Origin of the sequence: Nocardia sp. NBC_00403, from assembly GCF_036046055.1 — a bacterium.
Lineage (GTDB): Bacteria > Actinomycetota > Actinomycetes > Mycobacteriales > Mycobacteriaceae > Nocardia.
The window spans coordinates 219,317-234,968 of record NZ_CP107939.1; the positions used below are offsets into that span (position 1 = coordinate 219,317).

The following is a 15,652-nucleotide window of genomic DNA, read 5'->3' on the forward strand; positions in this document are numbered from 1 at the left end:
CGCTCAATCCGCGGCGACGCCCGACAATTCGCGCAGCAATTCGATGATTCGCTGCGCCGCGTCTTTGCGCCGCAGCGCCGCCGCCCGGGACAAGGCCGCGTCCAGTCGCTCGTCACCGATCACCTCTCGATGCAGCCGAATGTGGCGCCGCCATTCCATCGAGGGATAGTCCTGTCTGGCAACGACCTTGGTGGCCAGCGCGAGCAGCTCCAGACCGCGGTCCGATTCTTCGCCGATGGCGAGGTGATACGAGCCGACCGCACAGCCGACCGCACCGATCTGCGGCAGATCGAAGAACTGTGGAAGACGGACCGCCGCGCTGCCCGCGAGCTCGTGCATCAATCCGGCCACCGCCGCCGCACGGCCGTGCAGGATATGGGCGTCGAGGACCCCACTGGCCAGCATCAATCCACCGGGTCCTGGTGCGAGCAAGTCCTCCGGCCAGCCGAGCAAGTCGAGCGCCCGGTGGAAGTGGCGCATCCCGGCGTCGATATCGCCCTCGGCGAGTTCGAGTTCCGCGACCCCGCCGACCACGGCCGCCAAACGCGGATTTCGCCGAATGGACGGGTCGTCGACCAGGGATCGAGAGGAGGAATCCGAATCCGCGGATCCGAGTGCGGAGTCCAGCACCTGCCGCGCCTGCCCCAGCCGCCCCGTGCCGATCAGCGAGATCGCGAGGTAGCTACTCATTTCCAGCATTTCTTCGTGGGCGCGCAATTCCCGCAAGAGATCTGCTGCCCTACGGTAATACTGGACAGAATCGGCGTATTGCGCGGTCTGCCCGGCCAATTGCCCCAGATGCTGACTCACCATCGAGGTGCCCCACAGATCGCGGCCGTCCATGATTTTCAGGACCTTCAGCGCATCTCTGGTGGAGCCGTAGACCAGTCCGGAATTCTCCTGCGCGTTCATCCGCATGATCAGCGCGGAGGCGCGGACATCGTCGTCGGGCGAACGCGCACCCTCGGCGAGCAGCCTGGCCACGCCGGCGCCGGACGGATCCACACAGAGGAGCTCGCCGAGATATCGAATGCCCGCATTGAAATCGGTGCCGGTGCGCGCCAATCGGCGTGCGCGTGCTCGCACGGTGGCAATCGGGCGCAGGTCGGTGCTCATGTACAACATGTGCAATGCAACCACCAAGTGGGCGAGCATCTGCAGATCGGCAACCGTACCGCGCACCGGCTGCTTTTCCGGCGGCAGCACCATGATCCTGCGCGCCCAACCCGTCAGCTCCATGTGCGCGCCGCGCATCACCCACAGCAACGCGACCACCGGGAACACCCGGTACACGGTCCGTGAATCGCGGCGCTCGACCGCGTAACGCAGTACTGCGACCAGGTTGTCCAGGTCGGCCGCTACCGAAAGCACCGTGGGTACCTGCTCGCCTGCCCGATACCGATCGGCCGCGGCAACCGTGAAATCGCGGGCCCAGTGTGACATCCGGTGCATAACAAGCAAGCCCTCGTCGACTGCGCCCGGAACACCCGCCACCGCTTCGGTTTTGGTGAGCGCGAGCTGTTCCTCACCGAATTCACGGACGGTCTCCAGCATGCGGTAGCGCGTGCCGACCACGCCGTCGTCGTCCTCGAGCACCGTGAGCAGCGACTGGCCGACCAAGCCGTCCACGGCGAGGGCGACATCGTCGACCTCGGGGCCGCCTGCCACCGTCTCGGCGGCCGCGAGTGTGAAACCGCCCGGCATCCGGCACATTCGGCGCAGGGTCACCTGCTGCGGTTCGTCGAGCAGGTTCCAACTCCAGGCGATCACCGCGTGCAGGGTTCGATGCCGGGCGGGTGAGGAACGATCCCCGCTGCGCAGCAGGGCGAAACGGTGCTCGAGCCTGGACTCGATCTCCTCCACGCTCATCGTGCGCACGCGAGCCGCGGCCAGCTCGATGGCGAGCGGCAAGCCGTCCAGCGTGCCACACAACCGGGCGACCGTCTCCGAATTCAGTCGCACCGCCGGTCGCACCGCACGGGCTCGCGCCATGAAGAGGTCGGTGGCGGGCGATCCGGCCGCATCGATCGCCAAGGGCGACAACGGATACACCGTCTCGGCGGTGATCGCGAGCGGCGCGCGGCTGGTAGTCAGCACGGTGAGCTGATCACAGCTGCCGACCAGGTCGGCGACAACCTCGGCGACCGCGTCGATCAGGTGCTCGCAGTTGTCCAGGATCAGCAGCATCGGACGGGCCGAGAGCGCGTCCCGAAGCCGTCTGCGCGCATCGACCGGCTGCCCAGGGCGCATGCGACCCGATTCCAGCACGACCTCACCCAAGCCGAGGGTGGTGCTGACCGCGCCTTCGATCTCCGAACGGGCATCGGCATCCGCGTCGGTGCGCACCGACGCGAGCTCCACCAGCACAACCGGCATGCCGTGCGCCACCCGAGCGCCCAATTCGTTGGCCACCCTGGTCTTTCCGGTGCCGCCGGGGCCGAGCACCGTGGTCACTCGCGACCGGCGCAGCAGTTCCTCGAGGGCATCCAGGTCGGCGGCCCTGCCGAGCAGGGTGTTGGGTGCCGCACGCAGCCCGATCGCGGTCACCGCACTCGGGGCCGAACCGCCCGACCACACAGGCGAATTTCGTCCGCTGGTGGCTGCCGGGTCGGTAGCCGCGCCCCGCGTCGGCTCGTCGAATACGGCACCGTTCACCGCGGCATCGCTGGGCGATCGCGGCGCGTGATCGGAGCGCGCGGCGAGACCGGGAACCGGGTCTCCGCGCAGGATCGCGGTATTCAGGTCGACGAGCGTAGGCCCCGGATCGGCGCCGAGTTCTTCGACCAGCCGACCCCTGATGGACGCGAACACCTCCAGCGCCTCGTTCGACCGGCCGGCCGCGGCGAGCAGTTGCATCAACATCGCGTGCGCGGCCTCGTCCACAGGGTTGGCCGCGACCGTTCGACGGGTGATCGCCACCGCACCATCTAGGTCACCACCGGACACCAGGGCCGAGACCTCGACGGCCTCCAGGTCGGCGAATCGTTGTGCGGCCGCGGCACGCAGTTCGTCGGCCAACTCGCCTGCGGGCAGATCCGCACCGGGCTCGCCACGCCACAACGACCTGGCCCGCGCCACCGCGGCCAGGCACGCCGCGTGGTCTCCCTCGGCCTGCCGCCTGCGTGCCGTGCGCATCAAGTCATCGGCCAACGTCAGATCGACCTGATCGGCGCGCAGGATGAGCCGATAGCCCGCGGGCCCGATCTCCAGCGCACCGTCCGGCAGCGCCGACCGTAGCCGCGACACCTGGGTATGCAACGCGTTCATCGGCGCGCGCGGCGGCTGTTCGCCCCAGACATCGTCGATGAGGGCCTGCGCGCTGCGGCTGCGGCCGGGCCGCAGGGCCAGGGCAGCCAGCAACAGTCGCGACCTGGCGCCCGGCAGCGCCGCGAGCGCACCGTCCCTGCGTAGCGCGATTTCACCCAGCAGGGCCACCACGACCGATTCGCCTGCGGGCGTTGTCACAGTCCGACTTCGGCCGTCGGGGCCGTTCTGATCCGGAAACATTCCGTCGTCATCGTATGCGAGCAACGCCGACCAGGTCGTCATGGTTTTTCGCCTCCATTCCGGCCGGTCGGTCGCCTACGCTGAGCACATGGCTGAGTTCGAGGTAGTTCGGCAGGCCGTCATCACGGCCGAGCCGTCGCGTATTCACGGGCTGATCGACGATTTCCACGAGTGGACGAAGTGGTCGCCGTGGGAGGACATCGATCCGCAATTGCAGCGGAGCTACACCGGGTCCGATGCCGGTGTCGGCGCCAAATACGCCTGGGACGGCAACCGCAAAGCCGGGCGCGGCGCCATGGAAATCACTTCCAGCGACGTTCGCGAAATCGACATCAGGCTGGCGTTCGAGAAGCCGTTCAAGGCCGTCAACCAGACCACGTTCGAGCTGAATCCGGTCGAAAGCGGCACCGAGGTGGTGTGGCGGATGACCGGTCAGCGCCAAGGCCTGATGGGGCTGATCGGGAAGGTGTTTCCGATCGACAACATGATCGGCAAGGACTTCGAGAAGGGTCTCGGCCGGCTGAAGGCGGTCGCCGAGGCGTAGGCGAACCGATCGCGCGGCGCTCGACGGACTCGGTGCGCTGGTACCTATTAGGCTGCGGGTATGGCTACAGCAGCGCAATGGATCGAGGGCGCACGGCCCCGCACCCTGCCGAACGCGATCGCCCCTGTCATTGCCGGTACCGGCGCCGCCGCGTCCATCGATGGCGCGGTGTGGTGGAAAGCGATTCTCGCGCTGCTGGTTTCGCTGGCACTGATCATCGGCGTGAACTACGCCAACGACTACTCCGACGGCATCCGCGGCACCGATGACGTGCGGGTCGGCCCGCTGCGGCTGGTCGGGCAGAAGCTCGCCTCGCCCGCCGCGGTCCGCAACGCCGCAATCATCAGTCTGGCCATCGGTGCGGTGTTCGGTCTGGTGCTCGTCGCGCTGTCGGCCTGGTGGCTGATTCTCGTCGGCGCCGCCTGCCTGGCGGGTGCGTGGTACTACACCGGCGGTAGCAAGCCCTACGGCTACAGCGGATTCGGCGAGATCGCGGTGTTCGTGTTCTTCGGTCTGATCGGTGTGCTCGGCACCCAGTTCGTGCAGGCCGACCGGATCGACTGGGCCGGTGTGGTGCTCGCCGTCGCGGTCGGCTCGTTCTCCAGCGCGGTGCTGGTAGCGAACAACCTGCGCGATATCCCGACAGATACCGAATCCGGGAAGGTGACCCTTGCGGTCAAGCTGGGCGACCCGCGCACCCGCACCCTGCACCTGGCGATGCTGGCGATCCCGTTCCTCGCCACGCTGATCCTGGTGGCCAGGACACCGTGGGCGCTGGTCGGACTGGTCGCGATCCCGCTCGCGGTCCGCGCCAACGCGCCGGTGCGCTCCGGCAAGGGCGGGCTGGAACTCATTCCAGCCCTCCGCGATTCGGGCCTTGCACTGCTGGTCTGGTCCGCGGCGAGCGCGCTCGCCCTGGGGATTGCGGGCTGAGCGGAGCTCTAGCCTGCGCTCGGCCGAGCGCGAGGCCGCCGACGGGTCTCGTCCGGCGGTAGCCGTCGGTCGCCCCGAGATTTCAGCGCGGCGCGTTAGTCGTCGCCGTCGGGGACCAGGATTCCCAGCACCCAGTTGACCACCGAGATGATGACGCCGCCCCAGACGGCGGCCCAGAAGCCGTCGACGCGCAGACCGTACTCGGTGGTTTCGGTGACCTTTGCGGTGAGCCACAGCATCAGTGCGTTGATCACCAGGAGGAACAGGCCGAGGGTGAGGATCACCAGCGGCAGCGACAGTAGTTTGACGATCGGCTTGACCAGTGCGTTTATCACGGTGAAGATCGCGGCGATCACCAGCACGGTGATGATCTTCTGCGTCGTACTGTTGTCGGGACTTAGGATCTCGATCTTGTCGACCCATGCCGCGGCCAGCCAGATGGCAACACCGTTGATGATCAACCGAATCAGAAGCTGCATGGCCCAATGCTAGGCCCGGCGGGCGCGCGGGTGCTGCCCCACAACGCGAATTGTGGTGCCAGCACCCGCACACCGGGTCAGGCGGCACGATCGAGGAGGGCGAGCACCTTCGGTCGAAGTTCGGCGATCGCTCCGGAACCGCCGAGCAAACGGGTGGTAGTGGCATTGGGGGCACGCAGGATCCCGAGCAGCAGGTGCGTGGATTCGATGGTCTTGTCCTTGCGGGCGAGGGCTTCGCGCAGCGACAGCTCCACTACCTTCTTGGCGTCGCGAGCGAAGGGAATGTGCCCGAGGTTGCCGCCGCGACCCCAGCCGAACGGTCCGAGCCGCTGCTGCTCCGGCGTCACCCGGTCGAGCGCGTCCTCCCCGAAGTTGGCCTCCAGGCTTTCGCGCACCGCATCGAGGTCGATGCCGATGGAACGCAACGCCTCGGCGTCCTCTTCGCCGAGCGGCTGACTCTTGTCCGGCTGCGCCAGGTTGCTGCGCACCCCATCGTGGGTGATGCCGGCCTCGGCCAGCAGTTCTTGTAACTCCTGCTCACCTTGCGACAGCACGCCGAGCAGCACATGCTCCACGTCGATGGTCGAGGACCGCAGCTCACGGGCGTCCTCCTGCGCCGTCACGATGGCCGTTCGGGCCGCCCTACTGAACCGTTCGAACATCAGCGATTTCCGCCTCTCCGAGAGTGTTTGTGATGGACCGCCTGCTTGCTGACCTCGAGCGCCTCCGCGATCTGCTGCCATGACCAGCCCTGTCCCCTGGCATTGGCCACTTGGATCGCTTCGAGACGTTCGAGCAGCCGACGTAGTGCGAGCACCGCGCGCAGCCCGACCTTGGGGTCGGGGCTGCCTGCGGCGGCCGCCAGTGTGGTTGCCTCAGTCATGTCGTCAATTTTTATTGACAACATCGGTTCTGTCAATAAAAATTGACAATCGGCGGCGCCGGACACCGGCAGTTCACTACTGGAGAAACAGACAACCCGCCGGCCGAGGCAGCTCGGGTGGCGGGGTTGCGAGAACAAGACCGGAAGGGAACGCGGCGTTATCCGCTCCAGACGCCGGTGCTGTGGAACTTGTCCAGAATCGCCGCGGGCTCGGCCAGGCTCATCCCCTGAGCCACAACCCACTCGTCGTTGAAATACGTTCCGGCATAACGATCTCCGCCGTCACAGAGCAACGTCACCACACTGCCGGAGCGCCCAGCGGCGATCATCTCGGCAATGAGGGCGAAGGCACCCCACAGATTCGTCCCGGTGGACCCGCCCACCCGGCGGCCGATTACGCCGCTGGCGTGCCGTGCGGTCGCGATGGACGCGGCATCGGGAACCTCGATCATGCGATCGACCACCTGGCCGACGAACGACGGCTCCACCCGCGGACGGCCGATTCCCTCGATGCGCGAAGACATTCCGGTCTCGTAGCCCACGTCACCGGTTTCGTAGCCGCCGTAGAACGCGGAGTTCTCCGGGTCGACGACAGCCAGCTTCGTCGCATGCCTGCGGTAGCGGATATAGCGGCCGATGGTGGCACTGGTGCCGCCGGTGCCCGCGCCGACGACGATCCAGTCCGGCACCGGGTTGGTCTCCAAAGCCATTTGCTCGAAGACGGATTCGGCGATGTTGTTGTTGCCACGCCAGTCGGTGGCCCGCTCGGCGTGGGTGAACTGGTCCATGTAGTGGCCGCCGCATTCGGCGGCGAGCCGGGCCGCCTCGGTGTACATGTCCGGTGGTCGCTGCACGAAATGACAACGGCCGCCCTGGGCTTCGATGAGCGCGATCTTCTGCGGCGAAGTGCTCGCCGGCATCACCGCGACGAAATCCAGCCCGAGCAGCTTCGCGAAATACGCCTCGCTCACCGCGGTCGAACCGGACGACGCCTCGACCACCGTGGTGCCCTCGCCGACCCAGCCGTTGCAAATCGCATACAGGAAAAGGGATCTCGCGAGCCGATGCTTGAGACTGCCGGTGATGTGGGTGGATTCGTCCTTCAGGTACAGCTGGACGCGCCATTCGCCGGGCAGCGGGTAGCGCAGCAGATGGGTGTCGGCGCTGCGCTGGGTGTCGGCGTCGATCAATCGCACGGCATTGTCGACCCAGTCGCGCGGGGTGCTGCGGTCGCACTGCTTCATGCGGACGTGCCCCCGTCTTTGTCCTCGTCCGGGGTCTCGCCGCGCAGCCTGGCCCGCAACAGCGCCTTGTCCCTGCGGCGCTTCTCATCCACCAGCGCGATGTCCTCGTTGACGCGGGTGCGCAGCTTCTTGAACAGCGTCAGCGACAGCGGCATGGCGATGAGCAACGCGAACAGGGCGGCGACCACCAGCGGAATGTCCACCGACACCAGCCGGGCGATCCCGACGATCGCCACCGTGATGACGACGACCAGACCCAGCCTCGCGAGGGTGTAGAGCGCCAGATTGCGGGCCAGCCGTCGGCCGGCGCCAGCGGGTTGCTGTCCGGTTGCACCTTCCGGTGGAGTTGCGTCACTCACGTCGATCAGCCTATGCGACGCTATCGGCCGCCTTCGGCGAGACCTCGTACCGAAGGCGGATGGCGTATCCGATTTGTCTATTACTTCCCCTTTACCAACTGTAGGTGGTTCGACTACGTAGGGGTCGCAGTGCAACGATGGCGCCACTGATGAGGGAACTGTCGAGAACGGAGAGGTTTGCTATGACTGCGCTTACCGTCGGCGGCCAGGACACCCTGCTGACACCGGGCCAAGTGGCCGCCATGTTCCACGTCGATCCAAAGACCGTCACCCGCTGGGCCCACGCCGGGCGTCTCGGGTCGCTGCGCACGCCGGGCGGACATCGCCGGTTCCGTGAGTCCGAAGTTCTGCAACTACTCAGGTCGTTGACCACAGAGGCCACCAGCACCGCGGTCAACGCGCGCTGACCCGCAGGCCCCGCTCGGGCCCGCTGTCCAGGGGCCCGTGCAAGGCTGTCGCACCAATTTCGTATCTCCGGTGTCCGAAGACTACGTACGCGGCTACCCTCGATACCAGGAGGTGAGCGACGTGACGTACCTGTTGGCACTCATCGCAGTTGTGGCTGTCGCGGTGTTGTGCTGGAAGGCGTTCGGCCCGGAGAAGTCGGGTCCGACCACCCCACCTACGCGGTCACCGCAGCGCAAGCACATCAAGGGTCCCGACGACGACCCCGAATTCCTGTGGCGGCTGTCCCGACAGCACCGCGACGGCGACTCGGGTCCCACCGAGCGCTGAGAATCGCGCGCTGGAGTTCGTCCCCGCGCGGCGGCAGTCCTGCGTCGATCCGGAGACCGTCTCGAAATCCACGAGCCCGCGTCTGGTCAGCGACTTCGGCGCGGCGCCCCGAGGTACCGGGGATAGATCACCACACGCCACCGACCCGACAACCGTTGCGCGGGTAACCCAACACTCCCGCACACCGGATGTCGTCGGTCGGAATCCGCCTACTCGCGGACACCGCGAGCGCACGCGGCCTCGGATCGAGGCACGCCCCCTTGATCAGGGCTCACCCCGGACGACCGCGCCCATGGCATCCACGAACGACTGTCCGCCCATGATGTAGCCGCCGGCGATCGCACCGACCAGCAGGCCGATCGGGCCGGTGATGATGCTGAAGAAACCGAGGCCGACCACGGCGCCGATCAGACCACCGATCAGGCCACCCGCGACCAGGCCCACGACGTTCTTGTTGAGCTCGGTGACAAACCTGGCCATGGAGCTGATGGACTGCATCTCGCCGATGTTCTTGGCGCTCACTTGCGGTGTGAGAGCAAGCTTCCGGCCGTTGTCACTGATTTCGTGCGCGACCGCCATCCGGCTTCCGGAGATGTCGAAGGCTAGCGGCACCTCGGCGACCACCGCGCCGCTCGCGGATTTCAACGCAACCTTTGCACCGTTGTCGACAAGCTCGAAGGCGCCGCCGTCGACGGCAGTGGTGATCACGCCTGCGACATCGGAGAGGACGGTACGGTAGCTGATTCCTTGCTCGACGCCCGATGTCGAAACCTCTCGGATGACCTCTTCCGCAGGCTTCGCATTAACCGTTCCCGCAGCGATTCCCACCGCAGCAACGGCTAAAACAGTGGTGGCGGCGAACATGCCGAACTTCATTCAGGTGTTTCCTTCTCACGAGACCTCCGGCTCGTGCAGCCGGATGACGTGTACAGCGACAGTATCTTGTTGCCATACATGGCAATAGATATGCCTACCGTAGGCCATCGTTGCCCCATCGTGACCTGGTCATTCGACCAATGTCCCGCTTTTGCGAAGATTGTGTCACCGAGCGAAATATGATGCCGGACAACAACTCGACGCGCGCCCGCCGAATAGTGTATGCATTGCGTGATCTGCAAACTGCAAGTTTCACAACTTCGAACCTCGGCGGGGTATGTTCGAAGCGCAACAGCTCTGGAGGATCTCACGTGTCGCGCCAACGTATCCGTGCCGCTGTCGTACTGACGGTCTTCGTTGCCGCGACCGCGTTGACGGCAGCCCTCGTGGCAATGATCGCGGTGTCGATGAACGATCACGATCCCGATGTCAAAGAACAGGCGCAAGCCAACGAAAGCACAAGCACAGCAACCACATCGGCGGCACCGTCCATCGAAGAGTTCCCGTTGACGACCCCGCCGCCCACCACCGCGGGAGCTCGCGGCGAGACCGGCAAACAGCTCATTCGGCTACAGGTGAATCCTGGCGACTGCGTGGAAATCACCGGCGCGGGCGACACCACCACCCTCGGCAAAGCCGCCTGCGGCAGCGGAAGCTCCACCTACAAGGTCATCGATAAAACTGCCCAGTGCCCGCGCGACGCCGACCGTACCTTCCAGCAAACCCCGGAATCCGCCCTCTGCCTGGACATCGACTGGGTGGTAGGCGGCTGCATGGAACTGGTCCCCAACGAATCGAAACGCATCGACTGCGCCGCCCGAGGCACCCCCAACGGCGGGCGCGTGGTGGAGATCAAACACAACACCGTCGACGTCAACCGCTGCTCGAAGGGTGACCGCGGAATCGTCTACCAAGAGCGCAAATTCGTCGTCTGCGTCGCCCGCATGTGAGGATGCTGTCCGTTCGCTCGCCGGCGGTGCCGCGTGTTCGACACCGCTCGGGTAGGCCGATCCACGACGCAACGAGCCCGCATAACCGTGATACCGCAGGCGAAGACTAGTTCGTCCTGGTAGCGGGTCCGGATTTGCTCGATGGGCCCCCGGCGCGCCGACGATTACGGTATGCGGGTGGGTATCGAGATGACCTTGCTGTCGGGAGTGGCGCTGCGTGATCAGGAGATCAGCGGCGCGCGGACGCGCGGGTTGCTCGCTCTGCTGGCAATGGATTTACGCAACGGGTCCAGCGCCGCTCGGCTGATCGCCGGGGTGTGGCCCGAGGACGCGCCCGAGAATCCAGCCAAAGCGTTGCAGGTGCTGGTGTCGCGGACGCGATCGCAGCTGGGCGCCGACCTTATCGCGAGCACGCCTACCGGCTATCGGCTGACGCTGAGTCCGGAGCAGATCGACGCGACAGCGCTGGAAGTGCACGCGGCGGCAGCGCAACGCCATGCCAGGGCGGCTGACCACGTGGCGGCACTCGATCAGGCAGCGGCCGGACTCGCGCTGTGGAACGGGGTCGTCGAGCACGCCTCGGGCGCGGATCCGTTGTCCGAGTTGCGCATTGCCAAGCAGCCCGCCTATCGGACCCTGCTGATCGTGTTCGCGTTGGCATTGTCCCGGCTGGGCAGGTACGCCGAAGCCGTCAGGCCGCTGACCGACGCCGCGACGAGCGAGCCACGCAACGAGGAGGTGCTGGCCGAGCTGTTGCGGGCGGAGGCCGACACCGCGGGGCCCGCCGCCGCGCTCGCCCGATACGACGACTACCGGCGGATGTTGCGCGACGAGCTCGGCGCGGATCCGGGCACCGTGCTCCAGACGATTCATAAACAGCTGCTGAGGGCGAACGAGCCTGTGGTTCGCCACGGCATCCTGCACGATCCGAACCCGTTGCTCGGCCGCGAAACAGACATCGCGGCGGTGACCGCGCTGCTGCGGTCCGCGCGCGTCGTCTCCCTCGTCGGCCCCGGCGGCCTCGGCAAGACTCGCATGGCCCATGCCGTCGGCAGGCTGGCCGGGCGGCGGGTAGTGCACCTGGTCCCGCTCGCCGGTGTCGAGGACGACGGCATGGTCGCCACCGAGGTGGCCGGTGCGCTGGGGGCGGGTGATGCGTCGCAGGCCGGGCCATCGACTGGCAACAGTGTCATCTCCGCCATCGCCAAATCGTTGAGGTCCGGTCCCACCCTGCTGATCCTGGACAACTGCGAGCAGGTTCTCGAGGGAGTCAGCGCACTGGTCGGTCCGCTGGTGTCACTGGTAGCAGACCTGCGCATCCTCGTCACCAGCCGGGCGCCGCTGGGATTGACCTCGGAGGCGGTTCATCTGCTTCCTGAGCTGGCGACGGCGACGGCGGCCGAGTTGTTCGGGCAGCGCGCCCGCGCGGTGCGGCCGGACATCGCGCTGCCGCCGGCCGAGGTGGCGGCACTATGCGCCCAACTGGACGGGCTGCCTTTGGCCATCGAGCTGGCGGCGGCGCGAGTGCGGGTAATGTCGGTCGCCGAGATCTCGGGCCGATTGGTCGACCGGTTCGCGCTGCTGCGCAGCGGCTCCCGCGATGCGCCACAACGTCATCGGACGCTGCATGCGGTGGTCGATTGGAGCTGGAACCTGCTCGACGAGCAAGCGCAGGCGGCGATGCGGTTGTTGTCGGTCTTTCCCAACGGATTCACCGCTATGGCGGCGAACCGACTGCTCAGCGGCGACTCGGGCGATACAGACGGCCTGGATGAGACATTGGAGATGCTCGAGCATCTGGTCGACCATTCGTTGATCCAGATCACCGAGGTCGGCTCGGGCACCCGGTTCCGGATGCTGGAGACCGTCAGGGATTTCGGTGCGGCTCGGCGGGCCGATGCGGGTGAGGGCGAGCGTGCGTTGGCAGGGTTCCTGGCCTGGGCACGCGAATTCGGTGTCGGCGCCAACGAGATCGCCTTCACCGACCAAGAGGAGGACAACCCCGTGCGCGCCGAGCAGGACAACCTGGTGCGGGCCCTGCGGCTCGGGCTGGATCGGTCGGACGGGCCGACGGTCGCCGCCACCTGGGCGGCGTTGGGTGCCTGGTGGTACGTCGGATCCCACTACGCGCGGATCGTGGAGCTGGTGGGCGAATGTGCCTGGGTGCTCTCGCATTACCGGCCCGAACCCGACTATGTGGAGGTGACCCGAACGGCGGCGACCGTCTGCGCGTTGAGTGCCGTCACCCAGAGTGGTTTCGAGCTGCGATCGATGCTGGTGTTGCGGCGCCTGCCCGCGGCGCCGCCGGACACCCTGGTGCGCGCCGTTGCGGTGATTTTCCGCGCTGGACCCGAGCTGCTCGGTCCGGACTCCGCCGCACTGGATCGGCTGTGCGCTAGTGATCAACCGCTGCTCGCCGGCGTTGCCCACCTCGTCGCGAGCTTCCGCGCGGAGCAGACAGGTGACCGCGACGAAGCACTCGCGGCGACCCGGCGGATGCTCGCCGCCTTCGAGCGCACGTCGAATACCTGGATGCAGTTCCAGGCGCGTTGCCGGATCGGCAAACTCGCGCTGCTGTCGGAGCAGGGGGAGCTGGCGCGGCAGCAGGTGGAACGAGCGCTGCGGCAGCTCGTGGACCATGGGCCGAGGCCGGATCGCGTCGATCTGATCGTCGGGCTGGTAATGGCGTCACTGCAGCTCGGGGATATCGAAGGTGCCGAGCAATGGTTGGCTCAGGTTGCCGATCATGCCGACCCGTTCGCGCAGCCGTACAAGGTGATTGCCGATGCCGAAATTCGGCTCGCCCGCGGCGATATCGACGATGGTCTGCGGCGCTGGCGGGGGATTGCCGAGCTGGTAGCGAGCACCGCGCATCCCTTCTACCGTCCCGATCCGCGCGGTGTGCAGGTGTGGGCGTTGGAGGCTAGGTCGGCGATGGTCCTCGCACACGCCTACCACGGCCGGCTGGATCTGGTCGCCGCTCTCGTCGAAGATCTGCCCTGGCAGGTGACCGCGTTACTGGAGCATCCGGTAACCCAGCCGGGCGGCTATCTGGCGGAGCTGACAGCCTGTGGCGCAGTTCTTTTGGCATTGGCCATGGTGGAAATCGACCGCGGCCTGACGGCGGACGGCGCCCGCCTGATCGCGCTGGCCGAACGGTTCGATCCACCGCGGCAGATCCATCCGACCATGTCGAGTAAGCGAGCCAGAGAGTGCGCCGCAAACGCAGATGAGGCGGCGTATGTCGAGGGTGTGTCGACATACACCGCCCTGGACGTACTCGGCTTGCGTTCCGCCGCCCTTGCCGCACTGCGGAAACGGATGGCCTGATGGGCACAGCCGATTAGCGGCCGGGCTCGCGGTTCAGCAGCTGCTTCGCGCCGAAGAAGCTCGCGGCGGTGATGGCCAGGCACCAGGCGATGGCGATCCACGCGCTGTTGCCGATAGCCGTGCCCATCAGCAGTCCGCGCAGCGACTCCATGACGGGGGTGAACGGCTGATGCTCAGCGATCCAGCCCAGCCAGGACGGCATCGAGTCGGTGGGAACGAACCCGCTGCCGAAGAAGGGCAGCAGCATCAGCAGCATGGGCAGGTTGCTCGCGGTCTCCACGCTATCGCTGACCAGGCCCATGAGGACGGCGACCCAGGTGATCGCCATGATCAGCAGGGACAGGATGCCCACTGCGGCAAGCCATTCGGCCGGGCTCGCGGTGGGACGGAAACCGATGACCACGGCGACCGCAATGACCGTCGCGACGCTGAGCAGGGTCTGCACCACGCTGCCGACGACATGCCCGGTCAGCAGGGATGGCCGGAAGATGGCCATGGTGCGGAACCTCGCCACGATGCCCTGGGTCATATCGGTGCAGACCGACACCGCGGTGGCCGTCGCCGCACCCGCCACGGTCAGCAGCAGGATGCCAGGGGTCACGTAGTTGACGTAGTCGGCGCGACCGCCCGAGCTGCCGAGTCCGGCGCCGAGGGTGCCACCGAAGACGTAGACGAACAGCAGGAGAAACACGACCGGCGAGATGATCAGCGGCAAGGTCATCGACGGATAGCGCACGATGTGCAGCAGGCTGCGGCGCACCATCATCATCGAGTCGGTCACGGCGTACTTCATGGTGGTGCTCATCGCACGGACTCCTTCGGCTTGCCGGTGAGGGCGAGGAAAACATCATCGAGATCGGGGGTGTGTACAGAGAGTTCGGCTGCGTGGATCGACGCGGCTTTCAGCTTGTCCAGCAGGGCGTGCAGCGAATCGACGCCGCCATCGCTCGGCACCTGTAGCGTCAGCTCGCCCTCGTCGCGGGCGAGGACGCCGAACATCTGCGCGGCGAGGGCAAGGGCACGCGGCTCGGTGAACCGCAGGTTGATGTGGCCGCCCGGGACCAGGCGCTTGAGCTCCTCCGGGGTGCCTTCGGCGACCACCTTGCCGCCATCGATCAGCGCGATCCGGTCGGACAGCTGGTCGGCCTCCTCCAGATACTGCGTGGTGAGGAAGACGGTGGTGCCGCCCGCGACCAACTCGCGGACCAACCGCCAGACCGAGCGACGGCTGCGCGGGTCGAGCCCGGTGGTCGGCTCGTCGAGGAAAAGCACCTGCGGGTCGCCGACCAGGCCCATCGCGATGTCGAGCCGGCGGCGCATGCCGCCGGAGTAGGTCGATGCCGGTTTCTTCGCGGCGTCCACCAGGTCGAATTGCTTGATCAGCGAAGCGATTCGGCGTTTGCGCTCGGCCCGGCCGAGATGGTGCAGTGTCGCCATCATCGCCAGGTTCTCCTCGGCGGTGAGGAGGTTGTCCACCGCGGCGAACTGACCGGTGACGCCGATCGCGGCGCGAACCGCATCGGGTTCGCGGGTGACGTCGTGGCCTGCGACCCGCAGTTCGCCGTCATCGGCACCGATCAGTGTCGAAAGGATCTGCACCGTGGTGGTTTTCCCGGCCCCGTTCGGGCCGAGCAACGAAAAGATAGTCCCGGCAGGCACATTCAGATCGATGCCGTCGAGCACCTGGTGATCACCGTAGGACTTGCGCAGTCCGGTCGCCGTGATCGCCGGTGGGCGGGGGCTGGTCATCATGTCTTTCTCCTCGAATCCGCGACCCCGTGGTCGCTGTCGAGATAAAGAATGCGACCCCCC

At 66.6% G+C, this 15,652-nt stretch carries 15 protein-coding genes; 6 read left to right on the top strand and 9 right to left on the bottom strand.

What is annotated here, in order from left to right; translation table 11 throughout:
• Positions 1-3 precede the first annotated feature (3 nt).
• Positions 4-3,549 (bottom strand): AfsR/SARP family transcriptional regulator, encoded by a 3,546-nt coding sequence (locus tag OHQ90_RS00680; protein ID WP_328406596.1) that lies wholly within the window; start codon positions 3,547-3,549, stop codon positions 4-6.
• A 46-nt stretch (positions 3,550-3,595) separates the two neighbouring features.
• Here OHQ90_RS00680 and OHQ90_RS00685 point away from each other — a divergent pair, with 46 nt between their 5' ends.
• Complete coding sequence (locus tag OHQ90_RS00685) at positions 3,596-4,051, top strand: SRPBCC family protein (RefSeq protein ID WP_328406597.1); 456 nt, start codon at positions 3,596-3,598, stop codon at positions 4,049-4,051.
• 60 nt (positions 4,052-4,111) lie between these two features.
• Positions 4,112-4,984: a 1,4-dihydroxy-2-naphthoate polyprenyltransferase gene (locus OHQ90_RS00690; RefSeq protein ID WP_328406598.1), complete on the top strand. Its 873-nt coding sequence runs from the start codon at positions 4,112-4,114 to the stop codon at positions 4,982-4,984.
• A gap of 95 nt (positions 4,985-5,079) precedes the next feature.
• Here OHQ90_RS00690 and OHQ90_RS00695 read toward each other — a convergent pair whose 3' ends face one another.
• The 5 genes from OHQ90_RS00695 to OHQ90_RS00715 all read right to left on the bottom strand — a co-directional run bounded on the left by OHQ90_RS00695 (position 5,080) and on the right by OHQ90_RS00715 (position 7,949).
• A complete protein-coding gene (locus tag OHQ90_RS00695) occupies positions 5,080-5,463 on the bottom strand; it encodes a phage holin family protein (protein ID WP_328406599.1) in 384 nt (127 codons plus the stop codon).
• 77 nt (positions 5,464-5,540) lie between these two features.
• Entirely contained in the window at positions 5,541-6,125 is a 585-nt protein-coding gene (locus OHQ90_RS00700; RefSeq protein WP_328406600.1) for a Clp protease N-terminal domain-containing protein, read from the bottom strand.
• Positions 6,125-6,346 (bottom strand): helix-turn-helix domain-containing protein, encoded by a 222-nt coding sequence (locus tag OHQ90_RS00705; RefSeq protein ID WP_328406601.1) that lies wholly within the window; start codon positions 6,344-6,346, stop codon positions 6,125-6,127. Before OHQ90_RS00705 ends, OHQ90_RS00700 begins: the two co-directional genes overlap by 1 nt.
• Before the next feature lie 158 nt (positions 6,347-6,504).
• Complete coding sequence (locus OHQ90_RS00710; protein WP_328406602.1) at positions 6,505-7,590, bottom strand: PLP-dependent cysteine synthase family protein; 1,086 nt, start codon at positions 7,588-7,590, stop codon at positions 6,505-6,507.
• Positions 7,587-7,949, bottom strand: coding sequence for a DUF4229 domain-containing protein (locus tag OHQ90_RS00715; protein ID WP_328406603.1), 363 nt, complete (start codon positions 7,947-7,949; stop codon positions 7,587-7,589). Before OHQ90_RS00715 ends, OHQ90_RS00710 begins: the two co-directional genes overlap by 4 nt.
• Positions 7,950-8,131: 182 nt before the next feature.
• On the opposite strand from OHQ90_RS00715, the gene OHQ90_RS00720 reads away from it, so the two are divergent.
• Both OHQ90_RS00720 and OHQ90_RS00725 read left to right on the top strand, forming a co-directional pair.
• Positions 8,132-8,356 carry a BldC family transcriptional regulator gene (locus tag OHQ90_RS00720; RefSeq protein ID WP_328406605.1) on the top strand — a complete coding sequence of 75 codons (225 nt, stop codon included), beginning with the start codon at positions 8,132-8,134 and terminating at the stop codon, positions 8,354-8,356.
• Between the two features lie 121 nt (positions 8,357-8,477).
• Positions 8,478-8,684 (top strand): hypothetical protein, encoded by a 207-nt coding sequence (locus OHQ90_RS00725; protein WP_328406606.1) that lies wholly within the window; start codon positions 8,478-8,480, stop codon positions 8,682-8,684.
• A gap of 264 nt (positions 8,685-8,948) precedes the next feature.
• Here OHQ90_RS00725 and OHQ90_RS00730 read toward each other — a convergent pair whose 3' ends face one another.
• On the bottom strand, positions 8,949-9,560 hold the full coding sequence (locus OHQ90_RS00730) for a hypothetical protein (protein ID WP_328406607.1): 612 nt from the start codon (positions 9,558-9,560) through the stop codon (positions 8,949-8,951).
• Between the two features lie 311 nt (positions 9,561-9,871).
• On the opposite strand from OHQ90_RS00730, the gene lppU reads away from it, so the two are divergent.
• Together lppU and OHQ90_RS00740 are read left to right on the top strand one after the other, a co-directional pair.
• Entirely contained in the window at positions 9,872-10,510 is a 639-nt protein-coding gene (lppU, locus tag OHQ90_RS00735; protein ID WP_328406608.1) for an LppU family putative lipoprotein, read from the top strand.
• Positions 10,511-10,687: 177 nt separating this feature from the next.
• Positions 10,688-13,840, top strand: a complete 3,153-nt coding sequence (locus OHQ90_RS00740; protein ID WP_328406609.1) for an ATP-binding protein — start codon at positions 10,688-10,690, stop codon at positions 13,838-13,840.
• Positions 13,841-13,853: 13 nt separating this feature from the next.
• Here the strand turns inward: OHQ90_RS00740 and OHQ90_RS00745 are convergent, their stop codons facing one another.
• Both OHQ90_RS00745 and OHQ90_RS00750 read right to left on the bottom strand, forming a co-directional pair.
• Positions 13,854-14,645, bottom strand: a complete 792-nt coding sequence (locus OHQ90_RS00745; protein WP_328406610.1) for an ABC transporter permease — start codon at positions 14,643-14,645, stop codon at positions 13,854-13,856.
• Entirely contained in the window at positions 14,642-15,592 is a 951-nt protein-coding gene (locus OHQ90_RS00750) for an ATP-binding cassette domain-containing protein (protein ID WP_328406611.1), read from the bottom strand. The genes OHQ90_RS00745 and OHQ90_RS00750 overlap by 4 nt, the downstream gene beginning before the upstream one ends.
• Positions 15,593-15,652 lie beyond the last annotated feature (60 nt).

Bases quoted from the DNA above. Each gene is read 5' to 3' on its own strand.
- OHQ90_RS00700 (WP_328406600.1), bottom strand. From the start codon at position 6,125: ATGTTCGAACGGTTCAGTAGGGCGGCCCGAACGGCCATCGTGACGGCG.
- OHQ90_RS00745 (WP_328406610.1), bottom strand. From the start codon at position 14,645: ATGAGCACCACCATGAAGTACGCCGTGACCGACTCGATGATGATGGTG.
- OHQ90_RS00750 (WP_328406611.1), bottom strand. From the start codon at position 15,592: ATGATGACCAGCCCCCGCCCACCGGCGATCACGGCGACCGGACTGCGC.
- OHQ90_RS00720 (WP_328406605.1), top strand. From the start codon at position 8,132: ATGACTGCGCTTACCGTCGGCGGCCAGGACACCCTGCTGACACCGGGC.
- OHQ90_RS00710 (WP_328406602.1), bottom strand. From the start codon at position 7,590: ATGAAGCAGTGCGACCGCAGCACCCCGCGCGACTGGGTCGACAATGCC.
- OHQ90_RS00730 (WP_328406607.1), bottom strand. From the start codon at position 9,560: ATGAAGTTCGGCATGTTCGCCGCCACCACTGTTTTAGCCGTTGCTGCG.
- OHQ90_RS00685 (WP_328406597.1), top strand. From the start codon at position 3,596: ATGGCTGAGTTCGAGGTAGTTCGGCAGGCCGTCATCACGGCCGAGCCG.
- OHQ90_RS00680 (WP_328406596.1), bottom strand. From the start codon at position 3,549: ATGACGACCTGGTCGGCGTTGCTCGCATACGATGACGACGGAATGTTT.
- OHQ90_RS00695 (WP_328406599.1), bottom strand. From the start codon at position 5,463: ATGCAGCTTCTGATTCGGTTGATCATCAACGGTGTTGCCATCTGGCTG.
- OHQ90_RS00690 (WP_328406598.1), top strand. From the start codon at position 4,112: ATGGCTACAGCAGCGCAATGGATCGAGGGCGCACGGCCCCGCACCCTG.
- OHQ90_RS00705 (WP_328406601.1), bottom strand. From the start codon at position 6,346: ATGACTGAGGCAACCACACTGGCGGCCGCCGCAGGCAGCCCCGACCCC.